The 17,849-nt window shown below is 31.5% G+C and carries 21 protein-coding genes; 5 read left to right on the forward strand and 16 right to left on the reverse strand.

Annotated elements, in window-relative coordinates:
• Nucleotide 1 precedes the first annotated feature (1 nt).
• From MY490_RS11565 to MY490_RS11595, 7 genes are all read right to left on the reverse strand, one after another.
• The gene (locus MY490_RS11565) at nt 2-256 is read right to left on the reverse strand and encodes a hypothetical protein (protein ID WP_248265851.1); all 255 of its coding nucleotides are present in this window, start codon (nt 254-256) and stop codon (nt 2-4) included.
• An 18-nt stretch (nt 257-274) separates the two neighbouring features.
• Nucleotides 275-661, reverse strand: coding sequence for a hypothetical protein (locus MY490_RS11570; RefSeq protein ID WP_098861249.1), 387 nt, complete (start codon nt 659-661; stop codon nt 275-277).
• Entirely contained in the window at nt 661-1,032 is a 372-nt protein-coding gene (locus tag MY490_RS11575; RefSeq protein ID WP_248265852.1) for a DUF2089 domain-containing protein, read from the reverse strand. The genes MY490_RS11570 and MY490_RS11575 overlap by 1 nt, the downstream gene beginning before the upstream one ends.
• Before the next feature lie 297 nt (nt 1,033-1,329).
• Entirely contained in the window at nt 1,330-2,178 is an 849-nt protein-coding gene (locus MY490_RS11580; RefSeq protein ID WP_248265853.1) for a MerR family transcriptional regulator, read from the reverse strand.
• An 80-nt stretch (nt 2,179-2,258) separates the two neighbouring features.
• On the reverse strand, nt 2,259-3,422 hold the full coding sequence (locus tag MY490_RS11585; RefSeq protein WP_248265854.1) for an MFS transporter: 1,164 nt from the start codon (nt 3,420-3,422) through the stop codon (nt 2,259-2,261).
• Nucleotides 3,423-3,642: 220 nt separating this feature from the next.
• Nucleotides 3,643-3,942, reverse strand: coding sequence for a hypothetical protein (locus MY490_RS11590; RefSeq protein ID WP_248265855.1), 300 nt, complete (start codon nt 3,940-3,942; stop codon nt 3,643-3,645).
• 131 nt (nt 3,943-4,073) lie between these two features.
• Nucleotides 4,074-4,466, reverse strand: coding sequence for a cupredoxin domain-containing protein (locus MY490_RS11595; RefSeq protein ID WP_432707003.1), 393 nt, complete (start codon nt 4,464-4,466; stop codon nt 4,074-4,076).
• A gap of 220 nt (nt 4,467-4,686) precedes the next feature.
• Here MY490_RS11595 and MY490_RS11600 point away from each other — a divergent pair, with 220 nt between their 5' ends.
• From MY490_RS11600 to MY490_RS11610, 3 genes are all read left to right on the forward strand, one after another.
• Nucleotides 4,687-5,670 carry a glutathione S-transferase family protein gene (locus tag MY490_RS11600; protein WP_248265857.1) on the forward strand — a complete coding sequence of 328 codons (984 nt, stop codon included), beginning with the start codon at nt 4,687-4,689 and terminating at the stop codon, nt 5,668-5,670.
• A 22-nt stretch (nt 5,671-5,692) separates the two neighbouring features.
• A complete protein-coding gene (locus tag MY490_RS11605) occupies nt 5,693-6,202 on the forward strand; it encodes a GNAT family N-acetyltransferase (RefSeq protein WP_248265858.1) in 510 nt (169 codons plus the stop codon).
• A 241-nt stretch (nt 6,203-6,443) separates the two neighbouring features.
• Complete coding sequence (locus MY490_RS11610; protein ID WP_248265859.1) at nt 6,444-6,968, forward strand: GNAT family N-acetyltransferase; 525 nt, start codon at nt 6,444-6,446, stop codon at nt 6,966-6,968.
• 171 nt (nt 6,969-7,139) lie between these two features.
• Here MY490_RS11610 and MY490_RS11615 read toward each other — a convergent pair whose 3' ends face one another.
• The 6 genes from MY490_RS11615 to MY490_RS11640 all read right to left on the reverse strand — a co-directional run bounded on the left by MY490_RS11615 (nt 7,140) and on the right by MY490_RS11640 (nt 11,456).
• Entirely contained in the window at nt 7,140-7,334 is a 195-nt protein-coding gene (locus tag MY490_RS11615; protein WP_248265860.1) for a hypothetical protein, read from the reverse strand.
• A 389-nt stretch (nt 7,335-7,723) separates the two neighbouring features.
• Complete coding sequence (locus MY490_RS11620; RefSeq protein ID WP_248265861.1) at nt 7,724-8,416, reverse strand: helix-turn-helix transcriptional regulator; 693 nt, start codon at nt 8,414-8,416, stop codon at nt 7,724-7,726.
• Nucleotides 8,417-8,742: 326 nt separating this feature from the next.
• Complete coding sequence (locus MY490_RS11625) at nt 8,743-9,258, reverse strand: YfiT family bacillithiol transferase (RefSeq protein WP_248265862.1); 516 nt, start codon at nt 9,256-9,258, stop codon at nt 8,743-8,745.
• A gap of 74 nt (nt 9,259-9,332) precedes the next feature.
• Nucleotides 9,333-10,265, reverse strand: coding sequence for a manganese-dependent inorganic pyrophosphatase (locus tag MY490_RS11630; protein ID WP_248265863.1), 933 nt, complete (start codon nt 10,263-10,265; stop codon nt 9,333-9,335).
• A gap of 269 nt (nt 10,266-10,534) precedes the next feature.
• Nucleotides 10,535-10,696 (reverse strand): hypothetical protein, encoded by a 162-nt coding sequence (locus MY490_RS11635; protein WP_248265864.1) that lies wholly within the window; start codon nt 10,694-10,696, stop codon nt 10,535-10,537.
• A 67-nt stretch (nt 10,697-10,763) separates the two neighbouring features.
• Complete coding sequence (locus MY490_RS11640; protein ID WP_248265865.1) at nt 10,764-11,456, reverse strand: SDR family oxidoreductase; 693 nt, start codon at nt 11,454-11,456, stop codon at nt 10,764-10,766.
• Between the two features lie 107 nt (nt 11,457-11,563).
• Here MY490_RS11640 and MY490_RS11645 point away from each other — a divergent pair, with 107 nt between their 5' ends.
• The gene (locus MY490_RS11645) at nt 11,564-12,913 is read left to right on the forward strand and encodes an MATE family efflux transporter (RefSeq protein ID WP_248265866.1); all 1,350 of its coding nucleotides are present in this window, start codon (nt 11,564-11,566) and stop codon (nt 12,911-12,913) included.
• Nucleotides 12,914-12,960: 47 nt separating this feature from the next.
• On the opposite strand, the gene gpmA is transcribed toward MY490_RS11645, so the two are convergent.
• The gene (gene gpmA, locus MY490_RS11650; RefSeq protein WP_248265867.1) at nt 12,961-13,755 is read right to left on the reverse strand and encodes a 2,3-diphosphoglycerate-dependent phosphoglycerate mutase; all 795 of its coding nucleotides are present in this window, start codon (nt 13,753-13,755) and stop codon (nt 12,961-12,963) included.
• 166 nt (nt 13,756-13,921) lie between these two features.
• Nucleotides 13,922-14,656, reverse strand: a complete 735-nt coding sequence (locus MY490_RS11655; protein ID WP_248265868.1) for a GntR family transcriptional regulator — start codon at nt 14,654-14,656, stop codon at nt 13,922-13,924.
• Between the two features lie 392 nt (nt 14,657-15,048).
• Here MY490_RS11655 and deoD point away from each other — a divergent pair, with 392 nt between their 5' ends.
• On the forward strand, nt 15,049-15,759 hold the full coding sequence (gene deoD / locus MY490_RS11660) for a purine-nucleoside phosphorylase (protein WP_248265869.1): 711 nt from the start codon (nt 15,049-15,051) through the stop codon (nt 15,757-15,759).
• Nucleotides 15,760-15,926: 167 nt separating this feature from the next.
• Here deoD and MY490_RS11665 read toward each other — a convergent pair whose 3' ends face one another.
• Complete coding sequence (locus tag MY490_RS11665) at nt 15,927-17,372, reverse strand: DEAD/DEAH box helicase (RefSeq protein ID WP_248265870.1); 1,446 nt, start codon at nt 17,370-17,372, stop codon at nt 15,927-15,929.
• Between the last annotated feature and the right edge of the window lie 477 nt (nt 17,373-17,849).

Below are 17,849 nucleotides of genomic sequence, written 5' to 3' on the forward strand. Positions count from 1 at the left end.
TTTAAAGCTTTACAATTACCTCTGTTCCATCTTTTAATTTCGTATCAACAAGGATTAGTCCACTGTTTTTTGGAAGCCCCTGTAGTAATGGCTTCAAATCTTTTCTATCAATTTCAGGGAAATTGAATTGACTGCCATTTTTTTTAATAGCTTTATTTATTAACCGATTAAGAAATTTAGATGTGATGATCAAACTAGCTAAATTTAAAAATGCATAAGGAACGGGTATGGAGAATCGCTTACCTTCTATTTTCAACTTGACCTTTATCATACTCTACTCGATTACAACAAAAACTTTATCGCCGTTAGATGATGTGATGTCAACGATTTGTCCGACCATTTCGTTTTCGATTGCTTCGATTAGCAGATCAACGTTAATATCTTTTACATATTTTTCTGCTTCAGGAATTTTTTCAGCAATATTTGTACCTACTTTTAAAACAGCTTTTACAAGATTAATCGGTACATTAACATTAACATTATCTCCTACTTCAGAGTTCACACGAATTTTTAATATTTTATTTCCATATGGTTCTTTTTTTAAAGATACGCGTTCTGGCTGATCTTTATCTTGTAAAATATTAATTAATTCACTTGCCTTATCCTTATCAATTTTTCCTTCTTCCATCAACGTTAGGATTCTTGAAATCTCGTCTTTCATTATAAGTCCCCCTCTTTTAATAATTGAATGGCTTTCTCTGCAGTTATTTCGCCTTTTTCCAATAATGTTACAATTTTTGATTTATCTATTTCTGGTTTCTTTTGAGTGGAATAGCCAAGATTTGAGATGATTTCATCTAATTTTCCTCTGACGGTCGGATAAGAAATTCCTAGTTCCTTTTCGACCTCTTTGATATTTCCACGACATTTAAGAAAAATCTCAATAAAATGAAGTTGTTCTTGGCCAAGAGCCGCTAATCTTGATACTTCAAATTCATTTTCAATCGTTGTCTGACAATGGTTACAATGTAGCTTAGTAATTTTAAGTGCCCTGCTGCAAACAGGACAATTAGTGAGTAAAGGATACGACATACTGTTCTCCTTTCTTTTATTTAATCATATCATACACTATATATTTAATTTTTTAAACAAAAATTTAAAATTATTTATAAATATTTATAGTTTTATTAAATTATTAAATATTTATATTAAGAAATTTAATTTACCAAACGCAAAAGTTTAATTTTTATATAATTATTTACCTTTTTATTCAATAATTTAATTTGTATATTAAATAATTTTATTTTTGAATCATAAAAGTAAAAAAAGACCCTAAAGGAGTCTTTCTAAAATCTTCTATGAGCTTTAAAAATCATATTTTTTGTCTGTTTATTCTCTGTCATCATCGACCAATACTCTCATTTCAATCAAAAATTCTTCTTTTTGATTCGGAGAATAATTAGTATGAATTAACGACTCATATATATCGCTTTTAATCGTTATTTGATGTTTGTCTATATAGTTAATAAGTCTTTTTAAATTTGTAAAATAATCATCAGATGATACGCTTTTATATGTAATGCATATGTATTTTCCTTCGGGGATGATTGAAAGCTCGGTATCCGGTAATAGTAGTTTAGTTTGTTTTTTTGTTAAAACGGGTGTAAATAAATATTGATATGTTACTTCACTAACATGTGTATAGGACTTATATGGCACAATAGCTCCATAACCATTGTTCCTAAAACCCTCTGTAGATGCAGCAAATTTCTTTAATTTACTGTATGAAGCATTTAAAATATTTTTCGGGTCAATCCCATTAGCTTTCGTCTGAATGATTTGCATTTCTTCTTCATACGAAAAAAACACTTCACCAAATTGTGGATAATCCTTTTGTTTTTGTAAACCCTTTTTTGCGTTTGCGATGATTTTTTCAATTTCGATTAATGAAGCTATTTTTTCTCTTACAATTTTTTCTTGTTCTGTTAAAAAGGAGAAAAATTCATCTCTCTGTAGTCCCTGTACTTCTTTCATCTCTTCTAATGGAGTACCAATATATTTGAGTGATTTGATTAAATCGAGAAGATGAATTTGTGAGTCTTTGTAATATCGATAATTCGTATCTGGATCGACATAAGCTGGTTTAAATAAGTTGATTTTATCATAATATCGGAGTGCTTTAATCGAAATATTAACTAACTTGGATACCTCTCCTATTGTATAAAGTTTTTCCTTCACTTTAATCACCTCCACAATCTTATTTTAGCAAAAGAAGCATAATCTTTATTCGTAAATATAGAATACGCTTTTTTGAATTATTATGCTGTTCGATATACTGGCATTTTCCAAGCAATTGTTAAACCAACACCACTTGCTAATAAGACTGTTGCAAAATAAAATGGATAGTTTAAGTCTAGATCGAATAGGATTCCACCTATTATTGGTCCTATTACATTCCCAAAACTAGTAAACATTGAGTTCATCCCACCTACAAAGCCTTGTTCATTACCTGCAATCTTAGATAAATAGGTTGTAACAGCTGGACGCATTAAATCAAAGCCTAGAAATACTGTAATCGTCACTAGTAAAATCATAAAATATGAGTTAACAATTGTCATCATAAACACTAGAATTGTAGACAGGATTAAACTAGATCGAATTAATCGAATTTCTCCCATCCATTTTGTTAATCGATCAAATAATGCTATTTGAGCAATCGCACCAACAATCCCACCACCAGTAATCATGATTGCTATGTCTTTGGGTGTAAAACCAAATTTATGATTTGTGAACAATGAAAATAATGATTCAAAAGCTGACAAACCAAATTGTGAGATCAAAATAACCATGAACGAAATAAAATACATCGGAGCGAAAATACGTTTAAATCCTGGTTTTTGTCCTTTTTCTTCAATACTGTCTTGATTTCGTTCTGGCTCAGGAAGGACAGTAATCGATAAAACGCCTGCGAAAATCGCCAATCCTGCTGCAGAGAAAAATGGTATGCGTTGGCCAAATTCTGCTAAAATACCTCCAACACCTGGACCAACAATAAAACCTGTTGAAATAGCAGCCGACATATAGCCGAGTGCTTTTGCTCTTGTATCCACGGTTGTAACATCTGCTATAAATGCTGTTACAGCTGGCATAATAAATGCCGCACTTATTCCGCCTAGCATACGTGATATAAATAGAACCTCAATCGTTTTACCCATTCCGAATAAAAACTCTGAGATACTAAAAATTAATAATCCAGTAATAATCATTTTTTTACGTCCGAACTGGTCTACCCAGCGACCTGCAATTGGTGAAAAAAATAATTGTGTAATAGCAAATGCAGCTACCATATAGCCCACAATTGTACCAGATATATTTAACTCATTCATAATTGAAGGTGTAACTGGAATAACTAACCCAATTCCTAAAAAAATAATGAATAAATTCATTAATACTAAAAATAACATTATGTTTTGTTTTTTCATCTTAACTCAACTCCTTATAAAACTCTACAAAACATAATGTAAAGCCTCCTCCGAGGGGAGAGTCAATTGTTTTTTTATCATTTTTGATTCTTTATTTGAATTCTCTTTCAATTCATTGAAATATAAAAAGAGCCTCTTTTTAGAGAAGCTCATAGTTATTCGGACAGTCTATCTAAAATGATTGATAGCCTTTAAAATGTTCATAAATCTAATGGTAATCTTATTTAACGTGACGAGTTTTTTGAAACATTCCGAGAATGCTCGATGTGACAAAACCAAGGATTAGAGCGAAGGTTATATGTGGGTATAGCCCAACATTGTCGTCTGGTCCCATGCGATGCCAAATGTCGTTTGGTAACGTTTTCCAAATATACCACAAGCATGATGTTACGATAACTGTAATAATTGGGATAGTGAGGCGTTTCCCAAGTGATGAAGCAATAAACATCATTAAAGCTAAACCAAGAATCGGTGTACTACCAAAAAACCATTGAAGTATATGAAAATCGATGTTCTCCATCCATATCCCTCCTCATTTTAATTGTATGAGAAGATTTTGTTAAAAAGTAACGAAATACCTTTTAAGTTAGAAATTCAGATGGCATTTCTTTATCAATACATAAATAAAGTCAAGGCCAAATGGCCTTGACTCTATTTTACGATTACTTTCCCTACCATACCTACATTGAAATGGTACTTACATGTAAGATCATATGTATTAGCTTGTTTTGGTAACACTGAAATGGTTTTTTCAGTTCTTGGTTGAACTTCTACATCAATGTTGAGCATTTTCACAGTAAAAGTATGTGGTTTACTCCCTTTATTTTTTAATAATAAAGTTGTTTTTGTACCATTTGGAATCGTAATGTTTTTCGGGTTAAAATAATCATCATTTAACTCTACTACGATTGTTTGTGCTCGATTATTTGCATCTGAAACCTCAGATTCAGCAAAAGCTTTGAAATTACCTGCTGTTGCCATTAACACAATCGTTACCAAAAAAACAATTAGCCCTGATAGCCTATTTTTTATTAACACTCGCATTCCCTCCTTTCCTATGCAATATTCTTTTCCATTTGATGGAATATTATCACGATTTTTTATTTGATCGAAATAAAAAAACTGTTCTCATACAGAAAACAGCTTTTAAAATATATTTTCTGAATTTTAAGAGTATAATAGAGTATTGCAATTACTTCTATGTTCACCTTCAAATTCTAATCAAAAAAATATTATCCAAAGTAGTGAGAAAGGAAGTTTAAGTATGAATAAAACTAAACCAACTGAAGTAACAGTTGATGGTTTCTTTAGACGTCAATTAAATCATTTTTCTACACCATTTGGAAATAAACCAGGAGAACTTCCTGTTGAAGCATGTCGATATTGTCTCATTTGGTCAGCTGCTTGTCCATGGGCCCATCGTTCTGTTATTGTACGAAAAGTTTTAGGCTTAGAAAATGCAATCAGTTTAGGAACCGTCAGTCCAATGCGTCCAAGATTGCCTCATGTGGATTGGGAATTTTCTTTGGATACAGGACGAGTTGATCCAATATTAGGCGTTCGCTATTTGAGTGAAATCTATCATAAATCAGATCAAAACTATTCAGGACGCCCAACAGTACCTGCAATTATCGATATTAGCTCGGGTAATGTTGTCAATAATGACTATTTTAGGCAAACAAATTATTTCGAAACAGTTTGGAAGCCGTACCATAAAAGGAACGCACCAGATTTATACCCAGTTTCCATCCGACAAGAAATTGATGCGCTAAATGGAATCATATTTACTGATGTAAACAATGGTGTATACAAATGTGGTTTTGCACAATCTCAGAACGCTTATGAAGATGCTTATGAAACTTTATTTAATAGATTAGATGAGTTGGAAAAGCGATTATCCAAACAACGTTTTTTATTTGGTGATAAAATTACTGATACTGATGTAAGGTTATATACAACACTTGTTCGGTTTGATGCTGCTTACTTTACAGCTTTTAATACGAATCGAAATTTAATACGCGAGTATAAAAACTTATGGGGCTATGTACGAGATTTATATCAAACACCAGGGTTTGGGGATACAACTGATTTTGATGCGATTAAACGACATTACCATTTATCAATTACCATTTCACCCGATAAAGAAGAACCAAAAGTCTTACCAAAAGGTCCAGAACTTACGATTTGGAATTCGAAGCACAATCGCGAAGATTTAAGTGGACAAAAAGAAAAGTTCCTCATTCATTAAGGCATAAGGAGTTGCAATTTAAATGGTCAAAATAGATATTTGTAATGCTGAAAAAGAGATGTTTCAGTCAATTCGAGAACAAAGAATTAACGCTTATTATGAATACGTCAACTTGTTACCTGATAAACATTGGAATGCTTTAAAGAAGTCCCTCTTATCGAATGTTGATGAACAAGAAGGTGTAGAATTAATTGTTGCCACGGTTTTAGGAAAAGTTGTCGGTAGCGTCGCCTTATTCCCAGCCAAAATAAATGCCTATGGAGATTATATAGACGAACTTGATTATCCAGAAATCCGAATGCTTGCTGTAGAATCAGACTGCCGCGGTCAAGGAATTGCTTCTGCGCTAATTTCAGAATGTATTAATCGCACGAAGGTAAAAGGATTCGATGCAATCGGATTACATACCGGTGAATTTATGAAAAATGCCATAAGTTTATATGAAAGAATTGGATTTAAACGTTTACCAAAGTTTGACTTTGAACCAGCAAATGATGGGATAATCGTCAGAGCTTATCGACTGAGAATTTAAACCTTATTTACTACTCTTTAGTAAATTTAATTTTATACAGTAAAAGGGCTGTCCGAAGTTTTCCAATTTCAAACAGCCCTATTAAAATTTTCTTATTACTTGAATGAATATTTGTTATAAAACAGTTTACGTGATAAGAATATCATCTATTTAATTTGTGTTATTTAATTAGAGATATCGTCTTCACTTCAGAATACTATCTTAGTATGATTCTTTTTAATATAAATTTGGAGTGTATTAATTGTCAAAAATAGATGAATCAAACATTTTAATCGAGCCTTGGAACGAAGCAGATCTTAATTTACTTCTGTCATCGAATACGAATAATATGATGAAATATCTTGGTGGTCTTGAAAGTTTAAACCAAATTATGAGTCGGCACAAGCATTATCTTGAAATGAGTCGACTAGGTACAGGACAAATGTTTGTAATTATTTTGCTTCCATATAGAATAAAAATAGGAACTGTTGGCTATTGGGACCGCATATGGGATGGTAAATTTGTTTATGAAATTGGTTGGAGTATTTTACATCAATTTCAATGTAAAGGTATAGCAACAATTGCAGTAAAAAAAGCTATTAAGAAGGCCCAAAAAGAATCGAAGCATAAATATATTCACGCTTTTCCTTCCACTAATAACATTCCTTCTAATAAGATATGTGAAAAATTAAATTTCAAGTTTATTAAAAAATGTAATTTTGAATATCCAATTGGTAAATTTATGGTATGTAATAATTGGCGACTAAAGACAAAGAAGAAAAAATGAAGTTAAGTCTAAAATGGCTTAACTTCATTTTTTGAACCAAATTCCCAATCCGACTTGTAAAGTCTGTCTAAAATTCTAGTATTCTAACAATTTTTTTCAATAGAGTAAGTAGGTGATTCGATACAAAAAAAAGCCGATTCCAATAGATATTGGCTCAGCTTTATGGATATTTTATTCAAAATAAAATAATGAATCGTGAGAAGTATTTGTCTGATAGTAATTTACTAAATCTTCTACAGAGATTCCTCTAATTTCAGCGATATCATTAAAACTCATATCATAATGATAGGATAGTTCATGTAAAGATAATGCTGGATTATTCGCTAATAATTCATAATCAGGTATATTGTCAAATTGTTGTGACATACTCTTCACTTCCTTTTACAGTTTCTTACTATCCTTTCCTAAAATTTACAAATTTAGTCAAGATTCGTAAAAGATTTGAAAAGTACATAAAATGTTTAGTTAGGTAGGTCTATGATTCAAACAATTTTTACACGCTAGGAATTGAAAATATTGCTTTCTCGATAACTTGTATTGCAGTTTCGTGGATTTGGTTTTTGTCACTCGCTATAGCAGGAAGAACGGCAGGAAAACTAGATTAATCTGGTAAATGTATGTTTGTTGTTAATAAAATATAAGCAATCATCATTTGGTGTATTGCTATTTACCAAATTAGAGGCTTAACAGATGAATTAAAAAATGCATGTCAAAGGAGTAATCTTGAATCCTGCATTTTTATTTATTCTATATAATTAGAAAAAGTGTAATGAAGACAATGTTAAAAAAGCTTCTATTAACCTCAACAATTTCTCTTTTTCTTCATTGTTTAGCATTGAATTAGCTTTGCGTATGAGGTTCATACCTTCTATCCAATCATTTTCATCTATTGGCAAATATCCACCTATTTGAAACAATTCAATAACAGGAACACCGAGTGGATCTGCCAACTTTCGAATAATTTCTGTTGACGGAATACCTCTTTTGCCATTTTCAATTTGTGAAATATATGAATGGGATACATTTGCTTTTGTTGCAAGGCACTTTATTGATAGATTTTTTTGTAATCGTGAATGTCTAATAAATTCAGCAAATATTTTTGAACGATCCTCATCATTTTGCTCTTTATAGACGACATCAAATTTTAGATTACTATTTATTTTTTTCTGTGAATTGAATACTTCTTCTGATAAATTTCGTAAAGGAGTTTTCAATCTTTCAGGTGCATTAATAATATAAGCACACCAAATTAAATCTTCAGCATTTCCACCAGTCACTTTTGCAATCGCTCTAGTTAATTTTTCTTCTGGTGGAGTCAATTTCGCATTTTGTAATTTGCTTAAATAGCTTTTGTCTTTTGAAAAGCCCAACTTATTTAATTCTTTGGCTATTTCAGTCAAACTTAAATTTGAATTTTTAATATATTGCTTTAATAATTTGTAGTACATGCTCACACCTTTTTCTTATTTTGCTCTATTTTTATTTTTATGTGTACTACATGGACTTTGACACCGTTCTAATTTGGGTTAATTTGGAAATATTTATATTCATGAGGAAGTACTTAGAATCTAACCGTTCCATAAGGTAAAAAGAACTAAACCCACTCTTTTAGCTGAGTGGGTTCTTTATAATCTAATATATAATTTTTTTCGATCTTCTTTTTAAATGTTTTTTCTCCATTACAAAAATAATATTTACCCAACCATCATATAAGTGGAAAATTTTTTCTGCGGTGGGACTTCTCCATTGATTTTTGCTACAAATAAATAATAATTTAATTGTTTTTCACTAAATAAATATGAGCCAAATGATGTTCGCTATGCCAAGCGTATAAAGCTAAGATGAAATCTATACTAATATTAATGTTAAGCTCAGGGTGATAACAAGTGCGCTTAAACTCTTCCTCTGTTAGTGATTCAAGTAAAACTGCGTAACGTTCGTGAATACCTTCGATTATTTTTAAAGAACTATGAAAATCAAAATTGGAATCACTTAATGAAATCCACGCATTTTCATCATACGCTTTGATTGTAGGATTTTCTTCAGTTAAAGCTAGTTTAACTCTCATGAGGCTATTCATATGGCTATCAGCAACATGATGGATAACTTGTTTTGGTGTCCAACCACCATTACGATAAGGTGTGTTTAATTGTTCTTCTGTAAGTGATGTGATTGCTTCTTTATATTTAATCGGAGCATCTTTTAGTACTTTAATATATTCTTTACGTTGTTTTGGAGTGTAGCTTGGTGGTATGGTAAATCTGCCAATCGGATATTTTAAATTTTCCATTTCAAGTCCCCCATTTATTAGCTATTTATAAAAAACAACAAAGCCTTTCAAAGACTTTGTTGTTAAATTTAGAATTAAAGTGTATTGAATGTTTCAGTTAATACTGGAACGATTTGTTTTTTACGAGATACAACACCTTTTAATAAAGCAGTGTTGTTTTCTAACGTTACATTGTATGCTTTTTCAACTGCATTAGTAGCAGTACCTTTTGCAACTGCGATTGAGTCATTTGTTAAAATATCAGTTACAACAAATAAGAATAAGTCTAATCCTTTATTAGCAACGATACCTTCAAGTACATTTTCTAATTCTGTTTGACGAGAAAGTACGTCATTTGTATCAACTGCGTTTACTTGTGCGATTTCTACTTTATAATTACCCATTTGGAATTCTTTCGCATCAAGTGAAACTAAAGACTCAATTGATTTATCAGCTAGGTTTGCACCTGCTTTTAACATTTCTAGACCATATTCCTCTGCATTTACACCTGCGATTTCTGCAAGTTCTTTTGCAGCAGCAACATCTTGATCAGTACAAGTTGGAGATTTGAATAATAATGTATCAGAAATAATTGCTGAAAGCATTAGACCAGCAACTTCTTTTTTAATTTCGATATTATTTTCTTTATACAATTTATTTAAAATTGTAGCAGTACATCCAACTGGCTCACAACGGTAGTATAAAGGATCGCTAGTTTCAAAATTAGCTATACGGTGATGATCAATAACCTCAAGGACACGAACTTGTTCGATATCATCAGCACTTTGTTGACGCTCATTATGGTCAACTAAAATGACATTATTTGTTTCAGCTGCAACTTTTTCTACTAAACGTGGTGCATCAGATTTAAATGTATCAAGTGCAAATTGTGTTTCTGCACTTACTTCACCTAAACGAATTGCTTCAGCATTTTCACCTAATGCTTTTTTTAATTCTGCATATGCAATAGCAGAACAAATTGTATCTGTATCTGGGTTCTTGTGACCAAAAACTAGTACTTTTTCCATTAAAGATTCTCCTAACTATATCTTGTTTTTCATTTTTTTTATGTATTTTAATGCCAAGAATTGGCTTTAATATAAAACGCTTCAATAATAATACCATATCAAAATAAAAAAAAATAGCCAAAAAGGCTATTCTTTACAGTTTGCGGTCAAAGTCAAAAAAACCTGCCAATTAGACTGAATGAAAACGCTTAATTTTCGGGCCACTAAGCCTATTCAATCAATTTCAAACAAGCAACAATAGAAACAAGTCTTTTCAAACAATAGTCTAGTTAATCTTTGGCATTTTTATATGACATTGTTTCTGTAATCGGTTCACTTTTTGGTAACCAATCAATTGGAATATCATCTGCTATCTTTCGATCTTCAAGTAATAATTCGTCAAAATTATTTTGATTCGAATCAATCGTTTTGTTCTTTTTTGATTTGCTCATCTTTTATCCCTCACTTAGTCCTTAATGATTTGGCTTTAGTTTGTGTAAAAGACGGCTTGGTTAATACTTATTTTATGTTTTTTATAATAATTTCAGGTATGGATATATTTTTACGTGGTTTTATATTTTCAATAATGATTTCAGCTATATCGTCTGGATTCATCATTTTGGAAGTTTTATCTTCATCAAAAATACCGGCCCAAAAGTCTGTATTCATTCCACCCATATATGCTGCAAATACTGAGATTGGTGTTCCTGTTAATTCAACAACCAAACTTTCAGTAAAGCCTTTAACTCCGAATTTACTTGCGCAATAAACTGATTCTGTTGCTTTTCCAATTAGACCTGCAGTAGAAACAATATTAACGATTGTTCCACTATCTTGTTTTTTCATTTGTTTTAAAACTTCTTGTGAACAGAAAATAGTTCCCTTTAGGTTAATATCGATCATATTATGTACTGCTTCTTCAGTTAATTCTTCCGCAAGATCAAAAATTCCAACACCTGCATTATTAAATAAAATATCAACTTTTCCGTATGTTTGAATAATTGTATCGAAAACTCTTTTTACATCTTCATGTTCTGAAACATCTACAGTATGTATTGAATAATTGTTAGGTAATTGTTTACCAATTTCTCTAAGTTTATTTTCAGTTCTTCCTAACAAACAAATGTGAGCTCCGTTTTCAGAATACTTTTTAGCTATTGACGCTCCTAATCCACTTCCTGCGCCTGTAATGATAACAACTTGATTTCCCAATCTAAAACCAACTTTCTTTATAAAATATTTATCCGAATAATTTCATTATAGCTATTAAACCAAAACATGATACAATTGTAAAAGTGTTTGTTTAGGAGGTCGATCAATTGAATACTACTAAAACGGATAAAATATCACGCTTTTTTAAACTACTACTTCCGATTTTAATCACTCAAGTGACATTATTTTCGATGTCATTTTTTGATACAATCATGTCTGGTAATAGTAGTCCAGGAGATTTAGCAGGGGTTGCGATAGGTGTTAGTATTTGGACCCCAATCAGTACGGGGTTAACTGGCATTTTAGTCGCAATTACAACAATGGTAGCAAATTTAAATGGTGCAAAACAGGATGAAAAAATAACACCTCTTGTTATGCAAGCACTTTATTTGGCTGGGATTATTGCAATTGTCATTATTATGATTGGTATATTTTCAATTCATCCAATCTTAAATCATATGAATCTTGATCCGAAAGTTCATCGTGTTGCTCTTCATTTCTTATTCGCATTATCATTTGGAATTTTACCTTTATTTCTATATACAGTCATTCGTCAGTTTATTGATGGTTTAGGTAAAACAAAAACTACTATGGTCATTACTGTTATTTCAGTACCAGTTAATGTAATTTTGAACTATTTCCTTATCTTTGGTAAAGCTGGTCTACCACGTTTAGGTGGTGTTGGTTCTGGTGTAGCGTCTGCAATAACGTATTGGATTATTTTTGGAATTGCTTTATATATTATTAAAACTAAAAAGCCATTTAGCAGCTTCAATCTATTTAAAAAACTTCCTCCAATTTCATTTGGAACTTGGAAAAGTATTTTAAAATTAGGAGTTCCAATTGGACTTAGTATCTTTTTTGAAGTAAGTGTGTTCTCGGTCGTAACATTATTATTAAGTGAGTTTGATACTGAAACTATTGCTGCACATACAGTTGCAATGAATTTTGCAAGTCTACTCTATATGGTACCATTAAGTATTTCGATGGCTTTAACAATAGCTGTTGGCTATGAAGTTGGGGCGAAAGAGTTTCAAAATGCAAAAGAATATAGCAAAATTGGTTTAGTAATGGCAGTTTCAATTGCTTCATTTTTTGGGATCATCATCTATTTATTCCGATATGATGTAGCTGGATGGTATACAAATGACCCATCTGTACAAATTTTGGCAGGCGGATTCTTAATCTTTGCAGTTATGTTCCAACTATTTGATGCAATTGCAGCGCCAATTCAAGGTGCATTAAGAGGTTATAAAGATGTGAACGCCACGTTAATTATGATGATTTTAGCTTATTGGGTAATCGCATTACCAGTTGGGTATGCACTTTCTAATACGAATCTTGGCGCAAAAGGATATTGGGTTGGATTAATAGTTGGTTTAGGAGTGTCAGCACTAACATTATCTTTCCGATTAGTACAATTACAAATAAAAAAACTAAAGTTATCTGAAGCATAATGAAAAGGATGGGAAGCACGATTGCTAACCCCATCCTTTTTTGTATTTTACTCATCTTGTATGGTTATATTTTGATGATCATCATCATCAAATTGATCAAGCAGTTCGCTTGGGATATGTTTTGGGATAACATCGGGTGGAAGTTCACCATCCATACCTAAATAGTAATGTCGAATAGGCTTTAGTTCGTCATTTAATTCATAAACTAAAGGAATACTTGTTGGAATATTAAGCGAAGCAATTCCGTTAGCGGAGACTTGATCTAAATATTGCACGATCCCTCTCAACGTATTTCCATGTGCAGATATAATAACCTTCTTGCCAGCTTGCAAGGCTGGTGCAATTTCTTCATCCCAATATTTTAATACTCTTTTTTCAGTATCCTCCAGATTTTCAGTAAGCGGGAATTCACCTTTTAACAAGTTTTTATAACGAGGTTCATTTATTTCATATCTTGGATCATCAGGTTTTAGAGCAGGTGGTCTAACATTCATAGATCTTCGCCAAATATTAACCTGTTCTTCACCATATTTTTGAGCTGTTTCGGATTTATTCAGCCCCTGGAGTGAACCGTAATGTCGTTCATTTAATCTCCATGTTTTATAAACAGGAATCCACATCATATCAATCTCATTTAATATAATCCATAATGTACGAATTGCTCTTTTAAGTACTGATGTATAGGCAACATCAAATGTAAATCCATTTTTCCTTAAAATGATACCAGCTTCTCTTGCCTCAGAAAGCCCGCTCTTTGTTAAATCAACATCCGTCCAACCTGTGAACCGATTTTCAACATTCCATAAACTTTGACCGTGTCTGATTAATACAAGTTTAATCATATGACTCTCCTTTAAAAACAATTAAATATGATATAGTTTGCTGAAATGTTCATCATTTGATTCACAATTGATTGGAAGTGCACAATCTTATGTACTTAAAATTCTTGACTAAAAACTGTCATACTTCACCTGGTGGTTAGCATTTCTTTTATTTTAAACTCTTTCACTATTTGTTTATTCGATTTATTTTTATTAAACTCAGTTCGATTGGGAAATAAATTTTATTTTTAAGTACAATATTCCCCATTGAATCAAATAGATTTTCAATTAGTAATACGAATAAATTATTCGTTGAACATAATTCATAGTTTGAAGAAGGAAGGACTGATTCTGTAAATTTTATTTCGATTGTTGATGAATGTATTAACTTATAAATATCTTCTTCAAGTATTTTTAGGACTCCCTGCTGATCCCCTAGGTTCATTTGATATAGGGAAGCTGTCTCACTTGGGAACATTGTGTAAGCATGGGCGACTATTTTATTTTTAGCTTTATACCATCTATTAAACCTGATTAACACTGCCGAATCTTGATTAAAAATCTTTTTAACATATTCATAATCATCCGAAAAACTAACTTCTAAATAAGCATCTACATCATCAATTGTTTCTGTACAGCATTGATAAACTGAATTATCTATTTTTTCTAAACCAACACTTCTTACATTCACATTTTGTTTGATAAAATTACCTTGTCCATGGATTGTTTCAATATAACCGTCCTCTTTTAGTAAACCCAATCCCTGTCTTAAAGTCATTCTACTAACATTCATCATCTTAGAAAGTTCTGGCTCAGAAGGAAGCTTACTTCCAATCGGATAAACTCCCTCATTAATTAATTTAAATAATTTTTCATAAACCCCTACGTATAGAGGTAATTTTTTTTTATTTTCTACGGACATAACAACACTCCTTATGCTTATTATATCGAGTTATGAATTATTCGCAAACTTGTCTATTGAAGTGGAAACGGGAAACATAATTAGTTTTACTTTTAAATAAAGTACCTAGAATTTTATAAGTATAAATACCTAAGTGTATTTAAGTTGCTATTGATTTATCTATTTTATTGAAATATAATTTAGTTGAAAATTAATAGACAACTAATTATACAACTATACTTCATAGTATTAATTTATCACTATTTCGAAAAATGTTTTTTTTATTTTGTAAACGGAAACATATTAGGAAAGAATGATAACGTTAAGAGAAATTAACATGCGAAATGAGTAAGAATAAATGTTGTATGGATTAGTTAAATAAATTATTAGTATAGAAATGGAGAGAAAATCATATGACAACGCCACATAATACAGCTAAATCAGGAGAAATTGCAAAAACAGTTTTAATGCCAGGAGATCCATTACGTGCAAAATATATAGCAGAAAATTATCTAGAAAACCCAGTGCAATTTAATACAGTACGTAATATGTTTGGCTATACAGGAACTTATAAAGGAAAACAAATATCTGTCATGGGATCTGGTATGGGCATGCCAAGTATTGGAATTTATTCATACGAATTATATAAATTTTATGATGTAGAAAATATTATCCGTGTTGGTAGTGCTGGAGCTTATACAGATGAACTAAATATACACGATATTGTGCTTGTAGATAGTGCTTGGAGTCAATCTACCTATGCAAAGACTCAAGCAGGCGTTGAAAGTGATATTCAGTATCCTTGTGAATCATTAACAAACAAAATTGAAGATACTGCAAAGCAGATCAATACTCCTATTGTTAAAGGAAGAATACATTCTAGTGATGTTTTTTATTATGAAAGTTCAGTTCCAAACTTTGTTAATTTTTATAATGAGCATAAGTGTATTTGTACAGAAATGGAAAGCTATGCACTATTCCATAATGCGAAAGTCTTAGGAAAAAATGCAGCATGTTTACTTACTATTTCAGATTCTTTAGTTACTCATGAAGAGATAAGTGCTGAAGCAAGACAAACATCATTCGATCAAATGATGAAACTTGCATTAGAAGCTTGTTTGTAAAATAAAATTGATTGAAAATAGTGTCTCCTTTTTTTCAAAGTATTGAATATCAATGTAGAACAAAAAGTCGATTTCCGTTTTTGCGAAAATCGACTTTTTTATTCTAATGTCACTTAAATATTTGAGAATTGAATAATATTTAGATTTAAATGCTAGTACTTATACTTCTATTTAATTGCTTTACTCACTTTTAATTTTTTTCCTTTGACCGTCGCATTCTCCATAGCTTGTAAAACTAGTGATCCTTTTCCATTCAGAATATCAACATATGACATCTGATCATGAATGCTTATTATGCCAATATCATCTACTGACACTCCAGGGATTTTTGCGATTGTTCCAACAAAATCAACAGCACGTATTTTCTTCTTTTTTCCTCCGTTGAAGTAAAGTTTCATAATATCTTGATTAATTCGGGCTGTTTTATTATTTCTTACTACTCGCCTGCTGTTAAGTTTTTCTTCGAAGATTGCTTTTCCACTAACAACCTCTTGATGACTAGGAGCTTCAATAGTAGGTATTTGAAATCCGATGTAATTTTCAATTGCTTTAACGAACTTTCCTTCAAACTGTGTCGAAAACGTAATTGCTTTTCCTTTATTGCCAGCACGGCCAGTTCTTCCAGTACGGTGCACATAGCTCTCTTTTTCCATAGGAACGTCATAATTGATGACTAATGTTACATTATCAATATCAATACCTCTAGCAGCTACATCTGTTGCCACTAGATAGCGAAAGTTCCCTATTTTAAATCCGTCCATTACAGCAAAACGGTCTTCTTGTTCCAGTCCCCCATGGAGTCTTTCACATGAATAATTAGCTTTTTCCAGTTCACTATACACAGTATCAACATTTTCTTTCGTTCGGCAAAAAATAAGACAGCTATCAGGGTTTTCTACAACCGTAAGGTCTTTAAGGAGTGAAATTTTTTCTTCCTCTTTCACTTCTATTAAAAAATGTTCAATTGTATTAGCCGTTACACCGGTTGATTCAATCTCAATATGAATCGGATCTTTCATATATTCATGGCAGAGTTTTTCAACATCTTTTGGTAAGGTTGCAGAAAAAACCATCGTTACCCGATATAAATGCAGCTGGTTAATGATTGCTTCTACCTCATCGATAAAACCTTTATTAAGCATCTCATCAGCTTCATCAATGATAAGATATTTTATTTGATCTAGATCGAGGGTCTCTCGTTCAAGATGGTCCATAACCCTTCCAGGTGTACCAACTACTACATGTGTTTTTTGTTCCAATTCTACCTTTTGTTTAGTAAACGGTTCTTTACCATATAAGGCCACCACTTTTATACGTTTAAATCTTCCAATATTCGTAATATCTTCACGGACTTGAGCTGCAAGCTCTCTAGTTGGAGTTAGAATTAAAACCTGTGGTTTTTTTTCCTCCCATTCGATCATTTCGCAAATAGGAATACTATAAGCGGCCGTTTTGCCACTTCCTGTTTGAGATTTTACGACTAAATCTTGATTTTCCATTGCCAATGGTATAACTTTACTCTGAACTTCAGTTGGAGTCTCGTATTTTAATACAGCAAGTGCTCTTTTAATTTCATCACTTAGATGATAGTCCGCATAATTTTTTTTAGTCATTTCTTAACCTCGTTTTTGTTTTTTTTCGATATATGTATAGATTTCTCCCAAAGAAAAATCATATTCATTAATTGAATATGATTCATTATACTTGAAAAATGCAAGATAAAACGGTTTTTATTATTTATTTTAAAAAGTAACAAATTGAAATAGCATTGATTTTAAGGATTACTTCTTTTATGAACGACTGCTTTAATTAGATTTACGTTTAATTATTTCAGTGATTTTTTAAAATTAAGTCTCTGTTAAAGTAATTTGTTGATTTGAACAAAAGAATATGATCACAAAATTGATATCATCCCCTTATATTAGACATGTGAAAAAGCCGTCTACTATATAAGAAATAGGAGTAATCTAGAGAATTATAACCCCAAAAAGGCTCATCTCACCGAAGAACCTTTTACAATTATTATCCCAAAGTACCTTGTATATTTTTTGTTCTTGTTCAACTCCAATATGTTAATCTACCATTAAATG

This window comes from Gottfriedia acidiceleris (assembly GCF_023115465.1).
Lineage (GTDB): Bacteria > Bacillota > Bacilli > Bacillales > Bacillaceae_G > Gottfriedia > Gottfriedia acidiceleris_B.

Coding starts and splice junctions, on each gene's coding strand:
- MY490_RS11665 (WP_248265870.1), bottom strand. CDS start 17,372: ATGACTAAAAAAAATTATGCGGACTATCATCTAAGTGATGAAATTAAA.
- MY490_RS11595 (WP_432707003.1), bottom strand. CDS start 4,466: ATGCGAGTGTTAATAAAAAATAGGCTATCAGGGCTAATTGTTTTTTTG.
- gpmA (WP_248265867.1), bottom strand. CDS start 13,755: ATGATTAAACTTGTATTAATCAGACACGGTCAAAGTTTATGGAATGTT.
- MY490_RS11600 (WP_248265857.1), top strand. CDS start 4,687: ATGAATAAAACTAAACCAACTGAAGTAACAGTTGATGGTTTCTTTAGA.
- MY490_RS11575 (WP_248265852.1), bottom strand. CDS start 1,032: ATGTCGTATCCTTTACTCACTAATTGTCCTGTTTGCAGCAGGGCACTT.
- MY490_RS11655 (WP_248265868.1), bottom strand. CDS start 14,656: ATGTCCGTAGAAAATAAAAAAAAATTACCTCTATACGTAGGGGTTTAT.
- MY490_RS11585 (WP_248265854.1), bottom strand. CDS start 3,422: ATGAAAAAACAAAACATAATGTTATTTTTAGTATTAATGAATTTATTC.
- deoD (WP_248265869.1), top strand. CDS start 15,049: ATGACAACGCCACATAATACAGCTAAATCAGGAGAAATTGCAAAAACA.
- MY490_RS11625 (WP_248265862.1), bottom strand. CDS start 9,258: ATGGAAAATTTAAAATATCCGATTGGCAGATTTACCATACCACCAAGC.
- MY490_RS11630 (WP_248265863.1), bottom strand. CDS start 10,265: ATGGAAAAAGTACTAGTTTTTGGTCACAAGAACCCAGATACAGATACA.
- MY490_RS11635 (WP_248265864.1), bottom strand. CDS start 10,696: ATGAGCAAATCAAAAAAGAACAAAACGATTGATTCGAATCAAAATAAT.
- MY490_RS11615 (WP_248265860.1), bottom strand. CDS start 7,334: ATGTCACAACAATTTGACAATATACCTGATTATGAATTATTAGCGAAT.
- MY490_RS11605 (WP_248265858.1), top strand. CDS start 5,693: ATGGTCAAAATAGATATTTGTAATGCTGAAAAAGAGATGTTTCAGTCA.
- MY490_RS11570 (WP_098861249.1), bottom strand. CDS start 661: ATGAAAGACGAGATTTCAAGAATCCTAACGTTGATGGAAGAAGGAAAA.
- MY490_RS11620 (WP_248265861.1), bottom strand. CDS start 8,416: ATGTACTACAAATTATTAAAGCAATATATTAAAAATTCAAATTTAAGT.
- MY490_RS11590 (WP_248265855.1), bottom strand. CDS start 3,942: ATGGAGAACATCGATTTTCATATACTTCAATGGTTTTTTGGTAGTACA.